This is a genomic window from Paenibacillus sp. FSL E2-8871, assembly GCF_038000345.1.
In the GTDB taxonomy this organism is placed as follows: domain Bacteria; phylum Bacillota; class Bacilli; order Paenibacillales; family Paenibacillaceae; genus Paenibacillus_AQ.
In genome coordinates this window covers 4,305,080-4,326,740 of record NZ_JBBOBV010000001.1, presented here as the reverse complement: position 1 = coordinate 4,326,740, position 21,661 = coordinate 4,305,080, and the positions used below count along the sequence as shown (strand labels likewise).

Genomic DNA, 21,661 nt, shown 5'->3' with positions numbered 1-21,661 from the left:
ATTTATAATTAGGGAAAATATCCCTAAAATTCATCTGATTTGGTGGGAAATCAAGGCATTACCCTAATTTTTAGGGAGGAATTCCCTAATTTCGTTGATTATAAGCGAATATCGAATATTTTTAGGGAGCTTTTCCCTAATTAGTGTTAAACCCACTCCGCCCACCGCAAAAACGCCCACCGCACATCCCCGCTGCATATCCTCATCATCGTCTGCCATCATTACCCAATCTGAAAAGGTTTAATGGTTAAGTGAGATCTTTACTTGGACTATTCCATAAAATAGATGAAGCTGCCCCGTAAGCAGCATTCACTACTTTCGAGAGCAGCCTCATCTATTTTGAGTAACATAACCTTTATTTTTCGTCGGCTTTTTCATCAGGCAGAGCCCAGACAGATACGCTGCCACCGTTGACCGGGAAGGTCGCCCAGCCATCTTTTTCAATCGTTATAGTCGCCTTGTGATTATGAGTGAAATCTACCCATGCTTCACCCGCGCGTTGTTCCCCTACGAACATTCTTTTCTGACCGTTCTCTCCGTTACTAATCACAACCGCACAGCCGGAGCGTTCGATGTCTTTCACGCCGAGTCGTGTCCAGCCAATCGTGTTGGGATGATCGAAATAATCCTTCTGCTCACCATAGGCTTTGTGATAGCGGGTATATAGCAGCGGGTCAATCGCCTCTTTTTTGCCTGCGACAGGTGTAGGTCCCTCGATCCCATAATAATCTCCATAAAAGACCACAGGATATCCGTCGCGTCGCAGTAGGATAAGTGCATAAGCACTTTGCTTAAACCAATCATCTACCCAAGATTCCAGAGCTTCATGGGGTTGAGAATCATGATTGTCAACGAACGTTACAGCATTGGTAGGATGGGTCTGCACCAGTGTGTCGTCGAGGATTTTGGTTAAATCAAAGTTTCTACCCCCCAAGGAAGCTGAATGCAGCTTGTAGTGAAGGGAAACATCGAAGAGGTCGATCTTATAATCGACGGTATTTAGAAATTGTCGGCAGGATTCTAAATCCGAATTCCAGAACTCGCCCACGATATAGAAATCCTTCTCACATTTATTAAACATTTCTACCGCGAATTGTTTCACAAACTCATGGTTGATATGCTTGATGGCATCTAAGCGAAAGCCGCTGCAGTGGAGCGTGTCCACCAGCCATTTTCCCCATTGGATCATTTCTTTTTTGACTTCTGGATGACTGTAATCAATATTTGCGAACATTAGATAATCGTAGTTGCCGAACTCGTCATCAACATTCTGGTTCCATGTTTTATTCTCGCCTGCGATACGGAATACACCTGTTCGCCCCGACTTGGCGTCGAAGTCAGTGCCGTTAAAATGATTGTGATTCCATTTAAAGGAAGAGTGTTCATCACCGCGGCCGGGGAAGGTGAATTTAGTCCAGCCCTCAATCTCGAAAGGCTTGGAGATTTCTTTCATCCGGTCATTAGGGTCGACCTCGATCACCTGGAAGACTTCCTTTTCATCCGCTCCTGCCTTGTGATTCATGACCAAATCAACGTATACGGCAATGCCGTTTTTTTGACATTCCGAAATGGCTTCAATTAGTGCTTGTTTGGTGCCATATTTGGTGCGTACCGTACCTTTTTGGTCATATTCGCCCAGATCGTATAGATCATACACGCCATAGCCTGTATCGTCGGCGGAGACAGCCTTTGTCACAGGAGGTACCCAAACAGAATCAATGCCTACGGCTTTTAGTGCGGAAGCTGTTTCTTTCAGGCGATCCCAGTGTTTCCCATCCGCAGCGACATGCCATTCAAAAAATTGCATCATTGTATGGTTCCTCATTATTTCTTGCGCCTCCATATCCATAAAGCGAATTTTTTCTACACTCTGATTAGATTTTCAGATAACTCTTATTAAACGTAAAAACAGACTATGAAAAATAAGGCAGGCTGATGAATGCGCTGGGAGGGACAAAGATGCGATTTATATAGGCTTGAAAAGTGTAATTTCTGATCTCTGGGAGAGGTGGACAGCATTGCGTCCGTTTCGTTTGGAACTGTACAGAGCATGGTCAGCCTCTGACAGTAGCTCTTCTAGAGTGGCTTTAGGACTTAGGGCTTCTACTACTCCGAAGCTGGCAGTCACGTTAATGGACCCGATGAGCGTATACAAGACACTTTGTTCAATATCTGCGCGGATAGTTTCGCAGAGTTGTGCGGCTTGCTTCAGCGACGTATCTGGCAAACAGATCACAAATTCCTCACCGCCATAACGTCCGAAGATGTCACCCTCCCGGATATGTCTGTTGCATACCTCGACAATGTGCTGAAGGGCTTGATCTCCATATTGATGTCCGAATCGATCATTAATGCTTTTGAAGAAGTCTACATCCAGCAAAATAATCGATAGTGAACTCCGATTGCTCGCGGCCTGAACAAGAAGCCCTCGGCTCAGCTCCAAAAAATAGGTACGGTTATAAATCCCCGTCAGACTATCCATCGTAGCCAATTGACGCAGCTTATCTTGAAGCAGTATTCGTTCAGTTACGTCAATCAGCATGATCATTTGTCCTGCTAAGTATCCCCCTTGTTTCTGTACGGGAGAGGATCGAATTTGGTAGTAACAAATCTCGTCTCCTTTGATCCAAGCAACTTCACGTTCTTCGCGTAGCAGTGGCTCTGTATCCATAACATAGGACAAGGCATCTTTGCCGGCATTAAGAAACAGTTGAGCCAGCGATTTACCAATCGCCGAGGAATTAAGTCCTTCTATCATATCCGCGGCTGCGCGATTGTAATCGACGAGCATGTCCGAACGATCGGTGACAAGCACCCCATCTCGCATGCTTTCGAACAGATTCTCACGGGCGATAGGCGCAGCTGTTAGCATACCTCTTGATAGGATAGCCCAGATATATAGGGTGGAAGTGATACTCATAATGATGGGAACGGGATCCATCCCGTAGGGAGTCAGGCCCATTAAATATAAAAAAGAGCCTAACGTTGGAAGGCTTAGTCCAATTAGAATAGTAACGATTTGTCTCCGGTATACTCGTTTCATCCGGTTCCACTGCCATAACATAAGGCAGATAGCTGCCAGTAGACAACCAAAAGTAAAGCTGCCGTGAACGATATACCAAGGTCCCATCACTACATCAACGAGTGGGGAGGGCGTATTGTCTCGCAAATAAATGGATTTATAGAAGAGGTGGTGGTAATCATTGGTCCACACCATCAGTGTTGTGATGAACGGTATTATATATAGCGCTGCTCGCATGCCCTTTTTAATTAGACTCTCCAGCCCTACGAAATGCATCACCATAATAAGGCTGGCGGGCGCTATAAAAGGCATCCCCAGGTACTCTACTTTAATCCAAAAACTCATTTCCTCCAGTGTTTTCCCCGACAGTTCTAGTGCGAAGCCGAAGGTATAAATCGCGGAAGTGAAGGAGCTTATAACAAAGGCTCTAATTCCTAAGAAATCCGTTTTTTTATAGTAGGCGAAAAGGGCTAGTAAAACGCTCAGGACACCAGATATAGCCACAATAACAATATAATTCGAAATTACAGATCCCATGGGTCTATTGTCTCCTACTGAGGAAAGATATGGATAAATATTACCACAAATCTACAAATATTTAAAAATCACTTCATTTGAAACTCGAATAAATGTCCCCTAGACAAAATGACGTGATTTAGCGGGAGCTATTTTACTAATTGTCTAATGAGAGTCCAGTGAGCAGCGTGTAACATGTTAGTTAATACTACACAACAGAAGATTTTAACTCGACACACTCTCTAGTGAGTCAGATTAATTAACATTAATTGCATAGCTTATTTTGATAAGGGGGGGGCTGAGTATGTCATTACTCGCGACAAATATTCCTGAAATTCAGCTGGAAAATGTTGAAATGCGCTATAGGGCAGAAGCTGCGGAAGTGCTTGCACTGCATCAGGTGAGTCTTGATATTGCAAAGGGGGAGTTCGTCTCACTGCTCGGACCTTCAGGATGTGGCAAAACAACGCTTTTGAGACTGATGGCCGATCTCATCGCGCCAACGGGCGGGAACATTGTAGTCGCTGGAAAAAGTGCTAAAGAGGCAAGGCTGGCGCAGAAATATGGCATTGTTTTTCAAAGTCCTGTGCTGTATGACTGGCGGAAGGTGAAGCATAACATCACATTGCCGCTGGAACTGATGGGAGTTAAAAAGTCGATCCGTGAAGAGAGGGCGCTGGAGCTTCTTGATCTAGTGGGCTTGCAGAGCTTCGCGGATAAATACCCTTGGCAACTTAGTGGGGGGATGCAGCAAAGAGTAGCGATTGCCAGAGCGCTATCGATGGAGCCGGAAATTCTACTGATGGATGAACCGTTCTCTGCACTGGATGAGTTTACACGTGAGCGTCTGAACGAAGAACTGTTATCTGTCTGGAGCAAGGTGCAGAACACGATTGTCTTCGTAACACATAGTATTCCTGAGTCGATATTCCTCTCTGACCGGGTGTTTGTTCTTTCCCCGCATCCAGGTCGCTTATCCGCTGTGGTTGAAATTCCTCTGCCACGTCCGCGAACGGCGGAAATGAGAAACAGCCCAGAGTTTTTCGAACTGATCGCAAGTATTCGCGACAGCTTTGAAGGGGTGTAGGGATGAAAGGGGGCAGTATCTTTGTACGGGGTCGCCTGCTGCCGTTGTTTGTCTGGATATTTGGTTTGCTGCTAGTTTGGGAAGGAACCTCCTGGATGCTGCTCCATGTAGTGGAGACACCGTTAGCTCAGTCCAAGTTGCCCTACGTTCATGAGGTGCTATCCACGCTGTGGAAGTATAGTGGCACGCTTCTGAAAGAGGGGGCTGCCACCTTTGGCAATGCTGGTGTTGGCTTCCTGATTGGTGCGGTGGCTGGTGCTTCGCTGGCGGTGCTAATGAGCTTGTCGAAGACGATAGAACGGTTAACTTTTCCTTACGCTATCGCCTCGCAGATGATTCCGATCCTGGGGCTGGCGCCGATCATTTATGGGATTGTGAGAGATGAGCAGACTTCACGGATTATTATTTCGGGTTATATTACATTCTTCCCAGTGGCTCTCAATATGCTGCGTGGCTTGCGAAGTGTGGATCCTTCCGCGCTGGAATTAATGCATTCTTACGCAGCGAAGCCGTGGGCAGTCTATTGGAAACTCAGATTTCCAGCGGCCCTGCCGGGTTTGTTCGGAGGGCTTAAGATTGCTGCTCCGCTCGCAGTGACTGGTGCTATCCTGGTAGAGCTCATGGGTGCGCAGCACGGGATTGGCGTAATCATGCTGCGTAATCTCTACTACGGCAGCTCTCATACCTACATGTTCTGGTCTACGGTGATTGTCGGCGCTTTGTTGGGGATTGTAAGTTACTGGTTGATCAGTCTGATAGAACGTTTGGTGGCGCCGTGGCAGCCTGAATTTCGACCGAAAGGAGGTAGCCGCTAATGGAAACCAACTCCGTTCGGGAGGCTTCATTTATAGGCTCTAGTGGTAAAGAAATGGCTCAGCCGGCGCTAACGGCTACACAAAAGAATGCTGTAGCCGTTCCGAAACCTGCGGAAGCTACCGCGAGTCGAGGCGGCTCACGAATGCTGAAGAGGATATTTAGCGCAGGGGTGCTGCTGCCTGTATTGGCGGGGGTGTTGTTTCTTGGGCTATGGGAGTTCGAATTCTTTCATAAGATCTTTGATCTGAAGAAATATCAGCTGCCGTTGCCCACAGCAATTGCCACGACCATGAGGGATAATTTCAGCATGTTGCTATCCTATACCGGATACACCCTTACTGAGGCTGTGCTGGGAATGTTGGTTGGTTCTGCTATCGGATTTCTGATCGCTTTAGCTGCTACGGCGTGGCCGCGTTGGGGAAGTGGAAGTTTAACTTTGGTTGCTGCTCTAAATGCTGTGCCCATCGTCGCCCTCGCGCCCATTATGAATCTGTGGTTTGGAGATGGGATAGGCTCACGAATTGCCATAGTAACAGCAACTACAATGGCAGCGATGGCGATCAACGCCTATAAAGGCATGGCGGCGATTGATCCATTGGCGCTGGATCTGATGCATTCCTACGCGGCAGGTAAGCCGGCAGTGTTTCGTTATCTGCGGATTCGCAATAGCCTGCCCTATGTATTTACAGCACTGAAGATCAACGCGACGGCGAGTATGATTGGCGCCATTGTTGGGGAATTCTTTTTCTCCTCAAAAGGGCTTGGGTATCTGCTCTCCAATTCCATTAAAGTTGCCAAAATGCCGCTGGGCTGGTCATGTATCGTTCTGGCCGCAATTGCCGGAGTGCTCTTCTACTTAGTAGTTGAGCGGCTGGAGAAAGTATTCATTAAGTGGCATCCTTCGCAAAGATAACCTTACCATCAGTACATCCAGTCCTAATGGAGAAAGAGAAACCGCCCACGGCTGTATGCATACAACGCACCACGATGATTGTCCATACTGTGCTTGTTACAAACTTAAATTACGATAGGGGGAGTTCGATTGATGAACGGGAAAAAACGCAAATTTCGTGGTGGTTTGTTGGCAATCGTGATGATGTTGAGTGTTTCTTTAATGGCGGGTTGCGGTGGCAACAATAATAACTCGGCAGCCGAAGCTACGACTGCCCCTGAAGCTTCTACAGCTCCTGAGGCAAGTGCTACGGCTGAACCAGCGGCTGATCCAGTTACAGTGAAGCTGCAGTTGAAATGGGTGCCGCAGGCACAATTCGCTGGGTATTTTGTGGCGCAGGATAAAGGATATTACAAGGAAGAAGGACTAAATGTAGAGATTCTGCCGGGAGGTCCGGATATTGTTCCAGAGCAGCAAGTGGCAGGCGGCTCCGCAGATATCGGTGTGGGTTGGGTAGCCAGCTTGCTGCCGAGTCTTGAAGAGGGAATGCCGCTGGTGCAGATCGCGCAAATCTATCAAAAGAGCGGATTGGTCCTGGTCTCCAAAAAATCGGCGGGCATCAACTCAGCCGCTGATCTTAAGGGTAAAAAAGTCGGCAATTGGATGGGCGGCAACGAATTTGAACTATTAGCGTTATTCGATAAATATAAGTTCGATCCGAATAAGGATCTAAGCTTTACGAAGCAAGGGTTCACGATGGATCAGTTCTTGGGCGATCAGATCGATGCGGCCTCAGCGATGACCTATAACGAGTACCAAGTAGTGTTGGAGTCAGGTGTTAAGGCTGAGGATCTAAATGTCATCGATATGAATACAGAAGGCGTAGCGATGCTAGAGGATAATCTGTTCGCTAATAAGGAATGGCTTGCGGAGAACAAGGAGACTGCGGCAAAGTTTGTTCGTGCCTCATTGAAAGGCTGGAAGGATGCAATTGCTGATCCTGCGGCTGCGGTGGATAGTGTAATGAAGCAAGCAGAAGACGGCAGTACTACTAAGGAGCATCAATTGACGATGATGACCGAGGTTGCCAAGCTGATTCTGCCTGAGGGCTTTGACAGTGCGAAGATGGGATATACCGATGCAGCGGCGTTCCAGCAAACGGCTGATATTTCGCAAAAGTTCGGTGTTATTAAAGAGCCTGCTAAGGTAGATGAGGCTTATACGAACGAAATCGTAGAAATGGCGGCAAAATAACCAACTGAGCTTAATGTTATTGTGGATGGCCGCCTGATCTGGCGGTCATCTATTATAATCAGCAGTCCATCAGTGCATCTGAAATAGAGAAAGAGGTGCGAGCTATGTCTCTCCTAGTAACGCAGGCTGAAAGAGTTAAGAATTATGTGAATGGAGCTTGGGTAGAATCGTCGTCCGGGCGAGATGAAGAGGTATATAATCCGGCGACGGGTGAAGTGATTGCTTATGTGCCCATTTCCAGTAAGGAAGAGCTGAGTGCGGCGGTAGAAGCGGCTGCTGTGGCATTTCAAGCGTGGAAAAGGGTCGCTGTGCCGCGTCGCGCCCGCTACTTTTTTCAATATCAACAGCTGCTGGTAAAGCATTGGCATGAGCTGGCCGAGCTGATTACGCTGGAGAATGGCAAAAGTCTGGAAGAGGCGCAAGGTGAGGTGCAGCGTGGAATTGAGTGTGTGGAATTTGCCGCAGGCATCCCCACGTTGATGATGGGCAGCCAGCTTCCGGATATTGCTACCGGAATTGAATCCGGGATGTACCGCTATCCATTGGGGGTTATCGGGGGGATTGCCCCGTTTAATTTTCCGATGATGGTTCCTTGCTGGATGTTTCCGCTCGCCATTGCTTGCGGGAATACCTTTGTGCTGAAGCCTTCTGAGCGTACGCCTCTGCTGGTCAATCGGTTAGCTCAATTATTTGCTGAAGCGGGCTTTCCACCAGGTGTGCTGAATGTGGTTCATGGAGCGCATGAGGTGGTGAACGGGCTGCTGGAGCATGATGAAGTGAAGGCGATTTCGTTCGTCGGTTCGCAGCCGGTTGCGGAATATGTATATAAGACAGGAACGGCGCAGGGGAAGCGGGTTCAAGCATTGGCAGGCGCTAAGAATCATTCGATTGTGTTACCTGATGCGGAGCTGGATAATGCGGTGAAGAATATAATTGCCGCTGCGTTTGGCTCTGCGGGTGAGCGGTGTATGGCTTGCTCGGTTGTAGTGGTTCATGAGGATATTGCTGACGAGCTAGTGAGTCGTCTGGCTGCGGCTGCAGATGAGCTTAAGATTGGTAATGGTGCCGATGACGGGGTGTTTTTGGGTCCAGTAATTCGCCAGTCGAATAAGGATCGGACTCTTTATTACATTGAGACTGGTGAAGCTGAACAAGCCGAGTTAGTGAGAGATGGGCGGAAAGATGCTGCTGTGGGCGGTGTGGGTTATTTTATCGGACCAACGATATTTGATCATGTACAGCCGGGAATGACCCTCTGGAAGGATGAGATTTTTGCACCGGTGTTGTCTGTGATTCGTGTGAAGAGTTTAAGTGAAGCTATTGCGGTGACGAATCAGTCTCCATTCGCGAATGGGGCGTGCATTTACACAGATAGCGCTAAAGCGATCCGCGAGTTCCGGGAAGAAATTGATGCAGGAATGCTGGGTGTCAATCTGGGTGTGCCTGCGCCCATGGCCTTTTTCCCCTTCTCGGGTTATAAGAAATCATTCTATGGAGACCTGCATGCCAATGGCCGTGATGGGGTGGAATTCTATACGCGTAAAAAGATGATCACTGCCCGTTATTAGAGAAAATGAGCTGCTGAGAGGAGAAGATGTTATGCAGAGTCTGGGGAATGATAGTGAGCTTGCGGTGAGCAAGGATCGGAAATATTTATGGCACAACATTACACCTTATAGTGAAAAAAATCCGCCTATGATTGCCGCCTCGGCAAGTGGGTCGTGGATCACGGATATACAAGGCAATCGATTTTTGGATGGGATGTCTGGCCTGTGGTGTGTAAATGTGGGATACGGGCGCAAGGAGCTGGCGGAAGCTGCTTACAATCAATTGCTAACGCTGCCTTATTTTCCGCTGACTCAGAGTCATCTCTCGGCGATTGCGCTGGCAGAGAAGTTGAATGAGTGGCTTGGAGACGAGTACGTGATCTTTTTTTCCAATAGTGGGTCAGAGGCTAACGAGGCTGCTTTCAAAATGGCCCGCCAGTACCAGCAGCAAATCGGCCAGCATTATCGCCATAAATTCATTGCCCGTTATCGTGGGTACCACGGTAGTTCGCTTGGGGCATTATCTGCAACGGGCCAGGCCCAACGCAAATATAAATATGAACCGCTGACAGGCGGGTTTCTGCATGTAGCTCCCCCGGACAGCTATCGCCGCCCGGCCGGGATGACTGTGGAAGAATTCAACCTCCAGTGTGCACAGTCCATAGAGGATATGATCATCTGGGAAGGCGTGGAGACGGTAGCTGCGGTGATTATGGAGCCTGTAATTACGGGTGGTGGCGTCATTGTACCCCATCAGGTTTATTTGGATAGGGTGCAGGAAATCTGCCGTAAGCACGGTGTGTTGCTCATTATGGATGAGGTGATTTGTGGATTCGGACGTTCTGGACGTAAGTTTGGCCATCACAACTTTAATGTGAAGCCTGACATCGTAACGATGGCTAAGGGACTGACCAGTGCTTATCTTCCCTTATCTGCCACTGCTGTTCGTAAGGAAATCTATGAGGCGTTCAAGGATAATAGTGATGATTATGGTCATTTTCGCCATGTGAATACTTTTGGTGGCAATCCGGCTTCGTGTGCACTAGCGTTACGCAATCTGGAAATTATCGAGCAGGAGAAGCTGGTGGAGCGTGCAGAGCTTTTGGGCAAAAGACTGAACACTGCATTCGCCGAGTTACTGGATCACAAGCTTGTGGGTGATGTTCGCAGCTTTGGTTTAGTGACAGGCATCGAGCTGGTTGAAGATAAGGTTAGCAAAAAGCCAGTTGATCTGAGTATTGTGAAAGGCATTATTGCTGAATGCAAATCCAAAGGACTTATTATCGGCAAGAATGGCGATACGGTAGCTGGGTTCAACAATGTGCTTACCTTCGCCCCGCCGTTATCTTCCACGGATGAAGATGTAGAGTTTATTATCGATACGTTTAAATCTGTACTGAGCGGGGGCTGGGTAAAGTAATTTTGTCCGGATATAGAAATTGGTAGGCGCGCAGGGCAACCTGAATGGAGATCCGGTTCTCTGGCTGCATGAAGTCTTCGCCTAGCAGCTCTGTTATTTTGTCCAGACGATAATACAGTGACTGTCTGACAATGAATAAGTTTCGAGCGGCAATTTGTTTGGAACCATCATGATCCAGATAAACGCGAAGGGTAAGCAGCAGCTCACTGCCTTTGGTTTGGTCGTGGTCGATTAGCGGGCCGAGATAACTGCGAATGAAGTTCTGCAACGTTTTTCCGTCATTTAAGCTCAACAGCAACTGGAATACACCCAGCTCTTCATAGAAGAGTAGTGACTTCTGGTAACAGGAGTATAACGACAATGCCTGTAGGGCTTCTTGATAACCGGAATAGGCCTGTTTTAGGCGCTTATGCGATTTACTGACTCCGATGACCAGCTGCAAATCTTTGAGCTTCTCGTCGGAGCGGATATGTTGAAGGGCCTCAAGTGCTTGCTGAAGCCGCATTTTTCCAGGCATTTTCGATTGAATGTCGAGTGCGATGACGGTGAGGCGATTGTTCTTGAGTGTGATCAGCGGACGTAGGGAATATTTTTCGAAAATGGAACGCAGGATGAGCGAAAGGTGGAAGGTAATTGATTCCCATTCGTTCTCTGAGCTGTTCCATTTTACGTCTCTAGGGTTCTTGATTTCGATAAGGCATACACGGTAAGGGAGTTCGTTGACCATGTTGAAATTGGAACCGATCAAGCCTTTTAAGCGATTGTCATCCTCTATACGACCATTGATCAGCTCGTCGACCCATAGATTTTCTGAAAAAAGCTTACGCTCCTCCATATACCGGGTACGCAGTAGCTCCTGAGCAATGGACAAAGAGGCGGAATCCAGCAGCAGACAGTCGAATTCCTGTGGTTTGTGATTGCATACCATCAAAATGTAAGCCCAGGTCTGATCCAGCGCACCTACAGGCTTGATTGCAATCGTCTTTTGTCCATATTCTCGGGTGTAAGGAGCGATGTCTGGTTGAATGCCTTCCATCTCGTCACCGAAGGTGGTGAAGAAATTCAGCAGGGGAGTTTGCTCTTCGGGCGGAAGTGCCGGGAAGAATAAGGGTTTGCCTTGCAGTTGCATATAGACGATTTGTGTGCGGGTGCTTTTACATAATAATTGCAGCACCTTCACTGTTCCTTGTGAGGTTAAGGTCAGACGGTGGAATTCACGAGAGATGCTTTCGAGTTCTTGCAGCATCCGGTGATGCCGATTGATGATGATGGAATGGAGGTCTAGGGTGATATCGACGAAGCGAACCGTGCGGGTGAAGATGATTAGCGGAAAGTCATGCCTATCGGCTAATCCGATCATCTCTTGCGGGATGGTGCTGAAATACGTACCTAACTCAATACATAGGCAAGCTGCATTTTTGTCGATCAGGTTCTGCATAAACTCCAAGGAGGAAGGGAGATCGACACTTGCACCAATCCCCGTAGTCAAAATCATTTCTTCGCCATGAATCAGAGTCTCGAAGTTGGCACTTTCCAGCACATGCACCCAGCGAATGGCACGGCTTAGGCCGCTTTTCCCGCCGATCACCTCGGCTTCTGCGAATAGTGGTCTTTTTAAAGCGTCACGAATGGTTAATACAAGCTCCCAGTCCATAGTTACTCCCCCTCGATCTTCTGCGCTCTGGCCTTCGGCTAATGCCCTGTTATTCTCAGCCTATTCTCACACGTAAAAAATACAGTTTTGAAATTAGACAAAGTGTCTAATGCAACGAAAATTCGAAATGACTATAGTTTGATTAACGGATGTCAGTATATATAACCTAATCAGGAAGAACGTTGAGAGATAATTTCTGTTAATGCTTATATTACTACAATAATTTAAAGATGTAAGCAAAATATTCAAACGAAACTTGAAATAATGTTATATTATATAACGCAAATATGAAAAATTACCCATAAGGAGGGACTAGTGATGGAGCATTCATCTCCGTTAACAGCATTTACACCTGATATGTTCATGCGCAATTTCGCCGAGGCTGAGCCGCCTCTGACCCATAAGGGTGCCCTGGATGAGTCCAATCGCTGTCTATATTGCTATGATGCCCCATGTATAAAAGCATGTCCGACCAGCATTAATATTCCCTCCTTTATCAAACGGATCGCCACTGACAATCTGAAAGGCTCGGCACAGACGATTATGGATTCCAATCCTGTGGGTGCCAGCTGTGCTCGTGTTTGTCCTACAGATGAGCTGTGTGAAGGCGCCTGTGTGTTAAACGATGCCTCGGCGCCGATCCAAATCGGACTGCTGCAGCGATATGCAACAGATTGGGCGATGAACAGCGGAGTTCAATTATTTAAGGCTGGCATTCCTAATGGGAAAAAGGTAGCCGTAATCGGTGGAGGTCCTGCGGGATTGTCAGCGGCTAGGGAACTCGCCCGTGAAGGTTTTGCTGTTGTGATCTACGAAGCGAAGGCGTTAGCGGGTGGGCTGGATACACATGGGATTGTATCATTTCGGCTCCCGCAATCTGTATCTCTTTGGGAAGTAGAGCAGGTAGAGAAGCTGGATGTGGAAATACGTACAGGTGTAAAAGTCGGAGTAGATGTTTCTGTAGATGAGTTGAAGTCGAATTATGATGCTATCGTTTTGGCAGCGGGTATGGGTTATGTGCCTCCAATAGGGATTGAAGGTGAAAAAATGGCTGGCGTATATGACGCCATTGCGCTCGTAGAATCCACTAAGACTGGCATTCCTCTACTAGAGCTGATGGGTCAGCGGGTCGCTGTCATTGGTGCAGGGAATACGGCTATTGATGCAGCGACTTGCTCAGTGCGGCTGGGAGCCTCAAATGTAAAAATGGTCTACCGCCGGACCCGCGAAGAGATGACGGCTTATGATTTTGAATATGAATTTGCGAAGCAGGAAGGTGTGGAGTTCAACTGGCTTACCTTACCGAAACGTATCGTGGGTGATGAGCTTGGAAATGTAACCGCACTGGAATGTGTGCAGATGAAGCTGACGGAGGAGCTGGGCAAAGATGGGCGTCCAATACCTATGCCGATCGAGGGTTCTGAGTTCTTGATTCCTGTAGATGCGGTTGTAATAGCTATTGGTCAAAAGCGTCGTCTAGATCTAATAGATTCCTTAGGTCTTATGCATGACCGTGGGGTTGTAAAGGTGGATGAAGCCACCTGTCAAACCTCCGATCCGCAAATTTATGCCGCTGGCGATATCATATTTGGTTCAGGCAAAGGCGAGGCCATGGTTGTATCCGCGGCACAGCAAGGAAAAGATGCAGCCCATGCGATTGTTAAACAATTCTCAGGCCAGCAGGAGGCCGTTATTAGATCTGCGGGTTGAGCGTAGAGATCAAATTGGATTTTACATGACAGGGAGGGAACATCAATGGCAGATTTAAGTATTAATCTCGCAGGAATCAAATCACCGAATCCGTTCTGGCTGGCCTCTGCGCCGCCTACGAATACAGGTTATCAAGTGCAGCGGGCCTTTGAAGCAGGTTGGGGCGGGGCGGTGTGGAAGACGCTCGGCGATCCGATCATTAATACCTCATCGCGTTTTGCGGCAGTAAATTTCAATGGGCAAAGGGTTGCGGGCTTTAACAATATTGAACTGATCACCGACCGTCCGCTTGAAGTTAATCTGAAGGAAATCTATGAAACGAAAAAAAGATTTCCGAATCATGCGATTATAGCCTCCCTGATGGTAGAACCAACGCAGCATAAATGGCATGAGATTGTTAAGCGGGTAGAGGATGTGGGTGTAGACGGTCTGGAGCTTAACTTTGGCTGTCCGCACGGGATGGCTGAGCGTGGAATGGGCGCTGCTTCGGGGCAGCAGCCTGATCTGGTGCAGGCACAGACCACCTGGGTAAAAGAAGTTGCGACGACCCCGGTGATTGTGAAACTGACGCCCAACATTACGGATATCACCGTCGTTGCCCGCCATGCGGTTAAGGGGGGAGCGGACGCGATTAGTATGATCAATACAATCAACAGTCTTGCTGGTGTAGATATTCATAGCTGGAATACGATTCCGAACGTTGGAGGTCAAGGTGCGCATGGAGGTTATTGTGGTCCAGCTGTGAAGCCTATTGCGCTTAGTATGGTAGCTGAGTGTGCTCGTGACCGGGGAGTAGGTATTCCTATCTCCGGTATTGGAGGGATTTCGACCTGGCAGGATGTTGTGGAGTTTATGCTAATGGGTGCTACAGGTATTCAGGTATGTACAGCGGTTATGCATCATGGTTTCCGGATTGTGGAGGAAATGATCGATGGGCTGAACAACTATTTGGATGATAAAGGGTTAGCTTCTGTAACAGAGCTAATCGGCAAATCGGTATCCAGATACTCCAACTGGGGTGATCTGGATCTCAACTATAAAGTCGTTGCCCGTATTAATGAGAACAACTGCATTAACTGTAATAAATGCCATATTGCCTGCGAAGATGCTTCACATCAGTGTATTGATATGTTAACTAATGCGGATGGGAAAGCTATTCTACAGGTCCGCGAGGAAGATTGTGTAGGCTGTAATCTTTGTTCTATTGTCTGTCCAGCAGACGGCGCGATCGATATGGTTCCAGTGGATACTGGGGCAACCCCACTGACCTGGAACCAGCGGCAAAAAGTGATCGGCAGTTTGAATGGCTCCTATTCGGAAGTGGAGGTGGTGTAAGGATGAAAAAGATTATTAAAAATGGCATCATCGTTACCGCAGCAGATACTTATACAGGCGATGTGGCGATTGAAAACGGGGTTATTACGGAGATTGGCCTTCATTTGGATGTCCCTGGTGCGGAAATTATAGATGCCTCGGGGTGTTATGTTTTTCCTGGTGGCATTGATCCTCATACGCATCTGGATATGCCTTTTGGCGGCACGGTTACAGCTGATGATTTCGAGACGGGAACCATTGCGGCTGCATATGGCGGAACGACCACGGTCATTGATTTTTGCTTAACCACCAAAGGACAACCGCTACAGCAAGCCGTAGATACATGGCATCATAAGTCGCAGGATAAAGCGGTGATTGATTACAGCTTCCACCTTATGGTCTCAGAATTAAACGATAAAGTATTGGGCGAGCTTCCGGAGATAATTGAGAATGAAGGCATTACCTCGCTCAAAGTATTTATGGCTTATAAGAATACTTTTCAGGCGGATGACGGCACACTTTTTAAGACCCTCCAAGCCGCGAAAAAAGAAGGTGCGCTCGTTATGGTGCATGCGGAGAATGGAGATGTCATTGAATATCTTGTTGAGCAGGCCTTGGCCGCAGGCAACACTGATCCGATCTTTCATGCGCTGACCCGCCCGCCGGAGCTGGAGGGTGAAGCTACGGGACGCGCAGCTTATCTAACTGAACTGACAGATTCTCAGCTGTATGTTGTACACGTGACCTGTGCGGAAGCTGCTTGGAAGATTGCTGAAGCGCGTAAAAAGGGACTACGCGTCTACGGCGAGACTTGTCCACAGTATTTAGTGCTGGATCAGACGGCGCTGGAAAAGCCTAATTTCGAAGGTGCTAAATACGTGTGGTCTCCGCCCCTGCGTGAGCAGTGGAATCAGGATGTTTTGTGGGATGCGCTATGGAGCGGCAGCTTGCAGACGATTGGCTCTGACCAGTGCTCGTTTGATTTCAAAGGACAAAAGGATCTGGGGCTAGGCGATTTCTCCAAAATCCCGAACGGTGGGCCGACCATTGAGGACCGGTTTACGATTCTATTTTCGGAAGGTGTACAGAAAGGCCGGATCTCATTGAACAAATTCGTAGACATTATTGCTACCTCTAGCGCTAAGCTGTTTGGCTTGTATCCGCAAAAAGGCACGGTCGCGGTAGGCAGTGACGCTGACTTGGTTATTTTTGATCCGGCTGTAGAAAGAATACTCTCCGCAGAAACACATCATATGAACGTCGATTATAATGCGTTTGAGGGCTTTGAAGTAAAGGGAGAGCCTGTTTCTGTTCTCAGTCGAGGCGAATTTGTGATTCGAGACAAGCAATTTGTTGGTAAACCCGGGTCGGGAAAATATTTAAAGCGCAAGCGTTTTGCAGCGGAGGCTCCTCTTCCTTCCAAGGCGGAAATTAGCGGAGGTGTAGTCTAATGTCTGCTTTTGCGGAATATGCCAAAGAACAGCAGGAGATTGATGGGCTGCTTTTTAAAGGATATACGATTGCCAGCATCCAAGAGGATTTGGACGGTGCCCGAATAAAGTTTGTCAGAGGGGAGCCGGCTAAAAGCTCGGTAGAGCTGTTACTGCTGACAGCGGATGCCCGTAAGTACGTGACAACCCTTGTGGTTGCGGGGCTGAGGGCTGAAGGTGAGCAGGCGGGTTGTTACAGTGGAGAGGTTTGAGGTGCGGGTATTGAAAGCTGAGTAGTAAGCTCCTAAACCGGGGGCTTGGTGCTCGGCTTTTTTGTTGTGATGATGAAAATTTAAAGGCCACCCTGCAAAAGGATGGCCTTTTCTCTGAATTATTGAACTAACTAACAAGCTAGTTTAATTAGGCTCAATGAGGCCAACGGTTTGTAAATCCTCAATGTTAAGATACATAGTGCCCTTATATTTCTTTACACGTATGTCGCTTAACGTGAATTGGCCTGTTTTTGCTTTTTTGTATTCATCTGTCACAATGATATCGTATCTTACGAGGCCCATCTCAGCATATTTACCTATGCTAAGGGTGTTGGAATCACTATTTCCAAGATTAATGATTTTTTCAATTTCGGAGAGCATAGATAAGGAAATCCAACCTTCGCTCATAAGCGGAGGCAAGGTTTCCTTGTTTCCGGCTGCGGTTACATAATTGGCGTCAAAATAATCAGGGTATCCTTTATAGCCGGGATCTTTGGATTGTTCTTGTGTTGGCGGTACTCCGACAATACGAATTTTGGGAGCGTTAGCTGTGAAATCTTTAATGGCATCGATCTCAGCTATTTCCTTTTGTAAATTCATGTCTTTTAATGCGTTGGGACCAAACAAGACAGTTCCATTGGCATTGAATAAGATCGGGATGCCGTCAATGGTGTAAGAGGCACCTTTAAAAGATGGGCTATTAATTTGAATCACATCTGCTGCTGCTGAATAATAAACGGCGTTCCCGGTTGCTTCACCAACGATACGAACCGGAATTAACGTAGTGCCATTCTGAGCAAATGGCGCCGCCTGCAGCATTTTTTTCTGGCCATTCACGTATGCTGTTTTGCTACCAATAGTAAAAGTTATCTTCAAATCACCTTTGGTGCCCGTAACTTGTTTCAGTTTTGCGTTATAGTCTATACTCATCTTAAGCTTCTCGAATAATTCTCGGAAAGGGACGAACGAAACTCCGTTTTTGCTCACAGATCTTGAATTTAGTGGCACCCCATCCACAAAAATGTGGGATCCCTTCGAAGCTGCTGACGCTGGAGCAGGAATAAGACCTACAGAAAATATCAAAACGCATATCATTGCTAGAACCGACAATCTCTTCAACAAATAACGCCCCCATAAATTCATTTTATTTCCATCAACTCTCATCTTACTATTAATCGTTGTGCTGTCAAGATAAGTGTCCTGAAGTCCCTTTGTAATGAAGTAACTTAATCTTATTTTGTCTATCGTAACGAAGAACTTACCCACTGTCATTCATGTAGTTCTAGCTTGTTTTCTTTATATTGGAAGAGCTGTAGGAATGCTCGCAACTTCGTGTATAATTGAGACCAGGTGTTAAGAATTCCAATCGGATGAGGAGATCAGCTGGTTATGTACTTTCTTGATATTATGTCTTGGCTGACAGAGGATAATCTGCGGCATCTGCTTGAACAATATCGTTCGTTTGGGCCCTTTCCGGGCATTGCGTTAACGTTTTTGAAATCATTTATACCACCACTACCAACTATTGCGATCGTCGGATTAAACGGGGCTGTATATGGTTTATGGTTAGGTTTTTTGTATTCTTGGATCGGCTTGGTTGCGGGCTGTGTGACAACATTTTGGATTATTCGCAAAGTAGCTTCGCATCGGTATCTGCGAAAATGGGCAGAACGGCCAAAGGTAGCCAAAAGTATGACATGGGTGCGGCAAAGCGGATTCAGTTATGTATTTCTGCTTAGTATATTCCCGGTTGGCCCCTTCGTTGTAATTAATATGGCTGCTGGTCTTGCTGGTATGAGGTTTCGTTCATACCTCCTTGCGCTCACTGTGGGCAAAGCGATCATGGTATTCGCAGTTTCATATATTGGAAATGATCTGGAACGATTTATCCGCCAGCCGTGGGAGATCATCTATGTCTTGGTGTTTATTGGATTGTCACTATGGGGAGTTAAAGCCATCGAGGCGCGGTTCGCTAGAACGGTGGAAGATGGAAACAAGGCCGCTTAGTACTGTGAATGGACTATTTTAATAGAACAAAGGAGGAAATGATGATGAAATATCGTAAACTTGGCAGTACAGGGATGAATGTATCGGTGATCGGATTGGGTACTTGGCAGTTCGGTGGAGAGTGGGGCAAGGATTTCACTCAAGCAGAAGTCGATGCCATGCTAGATAAGGCTGGAGAGCTCGGTATTAACCTGATTGATACGGCAGAATGTTATGGAGATCACTTGTCAGAGAAGTTCATCGGGGGTTATCTGGCTCGCCGGAAACGTGAGGACTGGATTGTAGCTACGAAATTCGGTCATCATTTTCAGGGACATTTGCAGCGGGAACAGTTATGGCGTGTTGAGGATGTGCTGAAGCAACTGGATGATTCCCTGCGTGCACTTCAGACTGAGTACATCGACCTCTATCAATTCCATTCCGGAACGGATGAGCAATTCGATAATGACAAGCTGTGGAGCATGCTCGACAGACAGAAGCAGGCAGGGAAAATCCGTCATTTAGGCGTCTCGATAAGTGCATCAGGCTCAGGTGTACATCAGACCTCTGCAGCAGCGGATGTGCAAGCAGAGGCCATACAAGTAGTATATAATCGGCTGGATCGTCAACCTGAGGAAGAGATTCTTCCACTCTGCATCGAGCATAAATTAGGTGTGTTGGCGCGTGTTCCGTTAGCGAGTGGTTATTTAAGCGGCAAGTACAAGCCGGATGCGGTATTTGGTCAGGGTGATGTGCGTGCTAACCATAAAGAGGATGTAAGGCAAAAACAGCTGCGCGCTGTAGCTGAAATTGCTGCCAATGAAGTCCCTTCTGGACTCGATATGGCGCAGTGGGCTTTGGCGTGGTGCCTTCAGCATCCCGCAGTAACCAGTGTAATTCCAGGTTGTAAAAATGTAGAACAAGTTATCTCCAACGCTAGTGCTGCCGATCTGGACATGGTGAAGGACATTACACAATAAGCTGGGAACTACACCGAAAAAAGCGCTTTGACCTTCGCCTCTGCGGGATCCTCATTGTAGATATGGGTCCAACTGTTCGTAGAAGCATCATAAAAATAGTCCTGTTTCCATTGTTGGAAATGGATCACGATATTTCGTACAGCGGATACAATTCTCTCTACCTCCTGATTCGTCATAATGGGGTGTAGAGAGATGCGGATCCAACCCGGTCTAAGCGACTGGTCTCCTACAGTAATTGCCTCAGCGATCTGAGCAGATTGCGCCCACCCTAATTCAAGTAAGTAATGCCCATAAGGACCTGCACAAGAGCAACCACCCCGGGCTTGTATACCAAAGCGATCATTCAGTAGTTGAACTGCAAGATTATAATGAATATCACGTAGTGTAAAAGAGACAATGCCATGACGTTCTGTATGATGTCCAGCTAGCAGCGAGCATTCGGGTATGCTACGGAGCCCGTTCATTAATTGCTGGCATAGCTCGTGCTCTCTAATCACCATATATTGACCGTTTCCATTCATCTGTTCCTTCAGCTTCACGCAAAGTGCCGTCCGAAAAGCTTGCAGAAACCCCGGTGTTCCCCCGTCTTCCCGCATCTCTATTTCGTTGGTGTAGCGCCGTCCTCCCCAAGGATTGACCCAAGCCACTGTACCTCCACCCGGTTCGTCAGGAATACGTCCATTACTTAGAGCCTCATCAAAAATTAGAACGCCATTCGTGCCCGGTCCACCCAGAAATTTATGCGGAGAAAAAAAGATTGCATCCAGCTTCTCCAGCGGTGAGACAGGATGCATATCGATAGGCTCATAGGGTGCACTGGCGGCAAAATCTACAAAACATAGGCCTCCGTGGCGGTGCATAATCGCGGCAAGCTTCTGGTAGGGAGTCTGAATTCCGGTCACATTGGAGCAAGCCGTAAATGAACCGATTTTCCAGCGGCGATGCTGATACAATTTCAACTGGGCTTCAAGCTGCTGAAGATCTATATTTCCGTTTTCTCCGGGAGGAACAGTCACAACATCACCAATCCCCTCCTGCCAGGGAAGGATATTGGAATGATGCTCCATATGGCTGGTGAAGATCACAGGACGTTCCTCCATCGAATGGGAGCTATAGTCCTGAATCCACTCAGGGAGTCTTAAGCCCATGATACGCTGCAGCTTGTTTACGGCTCCTGTTGTTCCATTTCCGCAGAAGAGCAGGATGTCCTGAGGGCCAGCATTTACATGCTTTTTAATAATTTGTCGCGCTTCATTATAAGCCAGTGTCATGGTTAAACCGGTCGTGTTGGAGTCTGTATGTGGATTACTAACATATGGACCGAAGGCTTCCTGCAGCTTCCGTTCAATCGGTTCATATAAGCGTCCGCTTGCGGTCCAATCGGCATACAGCAGTGGCTGTCTACCATAGGGTGTGGTGATCTGATGCCGAGTTCCAATGGTGTGCTCACGAAAAATCTCGAAATGGTTTTGTAGTGAAGCGGGCGTCTCTGCAGAAGAGGCGTGGATGATGTTTAGCACGGATTTCCCTCCAGCCCGTACGCCGATAGTGGTAAGGTCATAGTTTATTTTCGGCGTGCCAGTAGTTTCTATGGCATTAGTATATGCTTGCTTGGAGAATTGGGTTAAAGCCTAGGTGGAGTTTATAGGAAAAACAAATAAAGGAGATAGAGGTGAATGGTGTAATTAATATACAACATTGTTTTTTATTTACTTATAATGAAACTTTTTGAGATCTACTGCGTCAAATAATACGATTTGA

17 protein-coding genes are annotated in these 21,661 nt (G+C 47.3%); 12 read left to right on the top strand and 5 right to left on the bottom strand.

Going from position 1 to position 21,661, the window contains the following annotated elements:
- Positions 1-355: 355 nt before the first annotated feature.
- On the bottom strand, positions 356-1,828 hold the full coding sequence (locus NYE25_RS19615; protein ID WP_042194667.1) for an alpha-amylase: 1,473 nt from the start codon (positions 1,826-1,828) through the stop codon (positions 356-358).
- Between the two features lie 138 nt (positions 1,829-1,966).
- Entirely contained in the window at positions 1,967-3,559 is a 1,593-nt protein-coding gene (locus tag NYE25_RS19610; RefSeq protein WP_341146640.1) for a histidine kinase N-terminal 7TM domain-containing diguanylate cyclase, read from the bottom strand.
- Between the two features lie 283 nt (positions 3,560-3,842).
- On the opposite strand from NYE25_RS19610, the gene NYE25_RS19605 reads away from it, so the two are divergent.
- From NYE25_RS19605 to NYE25_RS19580, 6 genes are all read left to right on the top strand, one after another.
- A complete protein-coding gene (locus NYE25_RS19605) occupies positions 3,843-4,625 on the top strand; it encodes an ABC transporter ATP-binding protein (protein WP_076284892.1) in 783 nt (260 codons plus the stop codon).
- A gap of 2 nt (positions 4,626-4,627) precedes the next feature.
- A complete protein-coding gene (locus NYE25_RS19600; protein WP_042192667.1) occupies positions 4,628-5,440 on the top strand; it encodes an ABC transporter permease in 813 nt (270 codons plus the stop codon).
- Positions 5,440-6,354: an ABC transporter permease gene (locus tag NYE25_RS19595; RefSeq protein WP_149645405.1), complete on the top strand. Its 915-nt coding sequence runs from the start codon at positions 5,440-5,442 to the stop codon at positions 6,352-6,354. The genes NYE25_RS19600 and NYE25_RS19595 overlap by 1 nt, the downstream gene beginning before the upstream one ends.
- Before the next feature lie 132 nt (positions 6,355-6,486).
- Positions 6,487-7,587: an ABC transporter substrate-binding protein gene (locus tag NYE25_RS19590; RefSeq protein ID WP_341126614.1), complete on the top strand. Its 1,101-nt coding sequence runs from the start codon at positions 6,487-6,489 to the stop codon at positions 7,585-7,587.
- A 104-nt stretch (positions 7,588-7,691) separates the two neighbouring features.
- The gene (locus NYE25_RS19585) at positions 7,692-9,155 is read left to right on the top strand and encodes a CoA-acylating methylmalonate-semialdehyde dehydrogenase (RefSeq protein WP_341146639.1); all 1,464 of its coding nucleotides are present in this window, start codon (positions 7,692-7,694) and stop codon (positions 9,153-9,155) included.
- A 31-nt stretch (positions 9,156-9,186) separates the two neighbouring features.
- A complete protein-coding gene (locus NYE25_RS19580) occupies positions 9,187-10,554 on the top strand; it encodes an aspartate aminotransferase family protein (RefSeq protein WP_341146638.1) in 1,368 nt (455 codons plus the stop codon).
- Here NYE25_RS19580 and NYE25_RS19575 read toward each other — a convergent pair.
- On the bottom strand, positions 10,520-12,208 hold the full coding sequence (locus tag NYE25_RS19575) for a PucR family transcriptional regulator (RefSeq protein WP_341146637.1): 1,689 nt from the start codon (positions 12,206-12,208) through the stop codon (positions 10,520-10,522). The two genes, NYE25_RS19580 and NYE25_RS19575, sit on opposite strands and share 35 nt — an antisense overlap.
- Positions 12,209-12,526: 318 nt before the next feature.
- Here NYE25_RS19575 and NYE25_RS19570 point away from each other — a divergent pair, with 318 nt between their 5' ends.
- From NYE25_RS19570 to NYE25_RS19555, 4 genes are read left to right on the top strand one after another with little or no spacing between them, the layout of a single operon-like run.
- The gene (locus tag NYE25_RS19570) at positions 12,527-13,918 is read left to right on the top strand and encodes an NAD(P)-dependent oxidoreductase (RefSeq protein ID WP_341146636.1); all 1,392 of its coding nucleotides are present in this window, start codon (positions 12,527-12,529) and stop codon (positions 13,916-13,918) included.
- Positions 13,919-13,963: 45 nt separating this feature from the next.
- Positions 13,964-15,253, top strand: coding sequence for an NAD-dependent dihydropyrimidine dehydrogenase subunit PreA (preA, locus tag NYE25_RS19565; protein ID WP_341146635.1), 1,290 nt, complete (start codon positions 13,964-13,966; stop codon positions 15,251-15,253).
- A 2-nt stretch (positions 15,254-15,255) separates the two neighbouring features.
- On the top strand, positions 15,256-16,683 hold the full coding sequence (hydA, locus tag NYE25_RS19560) for a dihydropyrimidinase (RefSeq protein ID WP_341146634.1): 1,428 nt from the start codon (positions 15,256-15,258) through the stop codon (positions 16,681-16,683).
- Complete coding sequence (locus NYE25_RS19555; RefSeq protein WP_076179218.1) at positions 16,683-16,934, top strand: hypothetical protein; 252 nt, start codon at positions 16,683-16,685, stop codon at positions 16,932-16,934. The genes hydA and NYE25_RS19555 overlap by 1 nt, the downstream gene beginning before the upstream one ends.
- 144 nt (positions 16,935-17,078) lie before the next feature.
- On the opposite strand, the gene NYE25_RS19550 is transcribed toward NYE25_RS19555, so the two are convergent.
- The gene (locus NYE25_RS19550) at positions 17,079-18,056 is read right to left on the bottom strand and encodes a copper amine oxidase N-terminal domain-containing protein (protein WP_197071253.1); all 978 of its coding nucleotides are present in this window, start codon (positions 18,054-18,056) and stop codon (positions 17,079-17,081) included.
- 267 nt (positions 18,057-18,323) lie between these two features.
- Here NYE25_RS19550 and NYE25_RS19545 point away from each other — a divergent pair, with 267 nt between their 5' ends.
- Both NYE25_RS19545 and NYE25_RS19540 read left to right on the top strand, forming a co-directional pair.
- On the top strand, positions 18,324-18,941 hold the full coding sequence (locus NYE25_RS19545; RefSeq protein ID WP_042192646.1) for a TVP38/TMEM64 family protein: 618 nt from the start codon (positions 18,324-18,326) through the stop codon (positions 18,939-18,941).
- Positions 18,942-18,985: 44 nt separating this feature from the next.
- The gene (locus NYE25_RS19540; RefSeq protein ID WP_341147753.1) at positions 18,986-19,900 is read left to right on the top strand and encodes an aldo/keto reductase; all 915 of its coding nucleotides are present in this window, start codon (positions 18,986-18,988) and stop codon (positions 19,898-19,900) included.
- 8 nt (positions 19,901-19,908) lie between these two features.
- On the opposite strand, the gene NYE25_RS19535 is transcribed toward NYE25_RS19540, so the two are convergent.
- Entirely contained in the window at positions 19,909-21,420 is a 1,512-nt protein-coding gene (locus tag NYE25_RS19535) for an aminotransferase class V-fold PLP-dependent enzyme (protein WP_341146633.1), read from the bottom strand.
- Between the last annotated feature and the right edge of the window lie 241 nt (positions 21,421-21,661).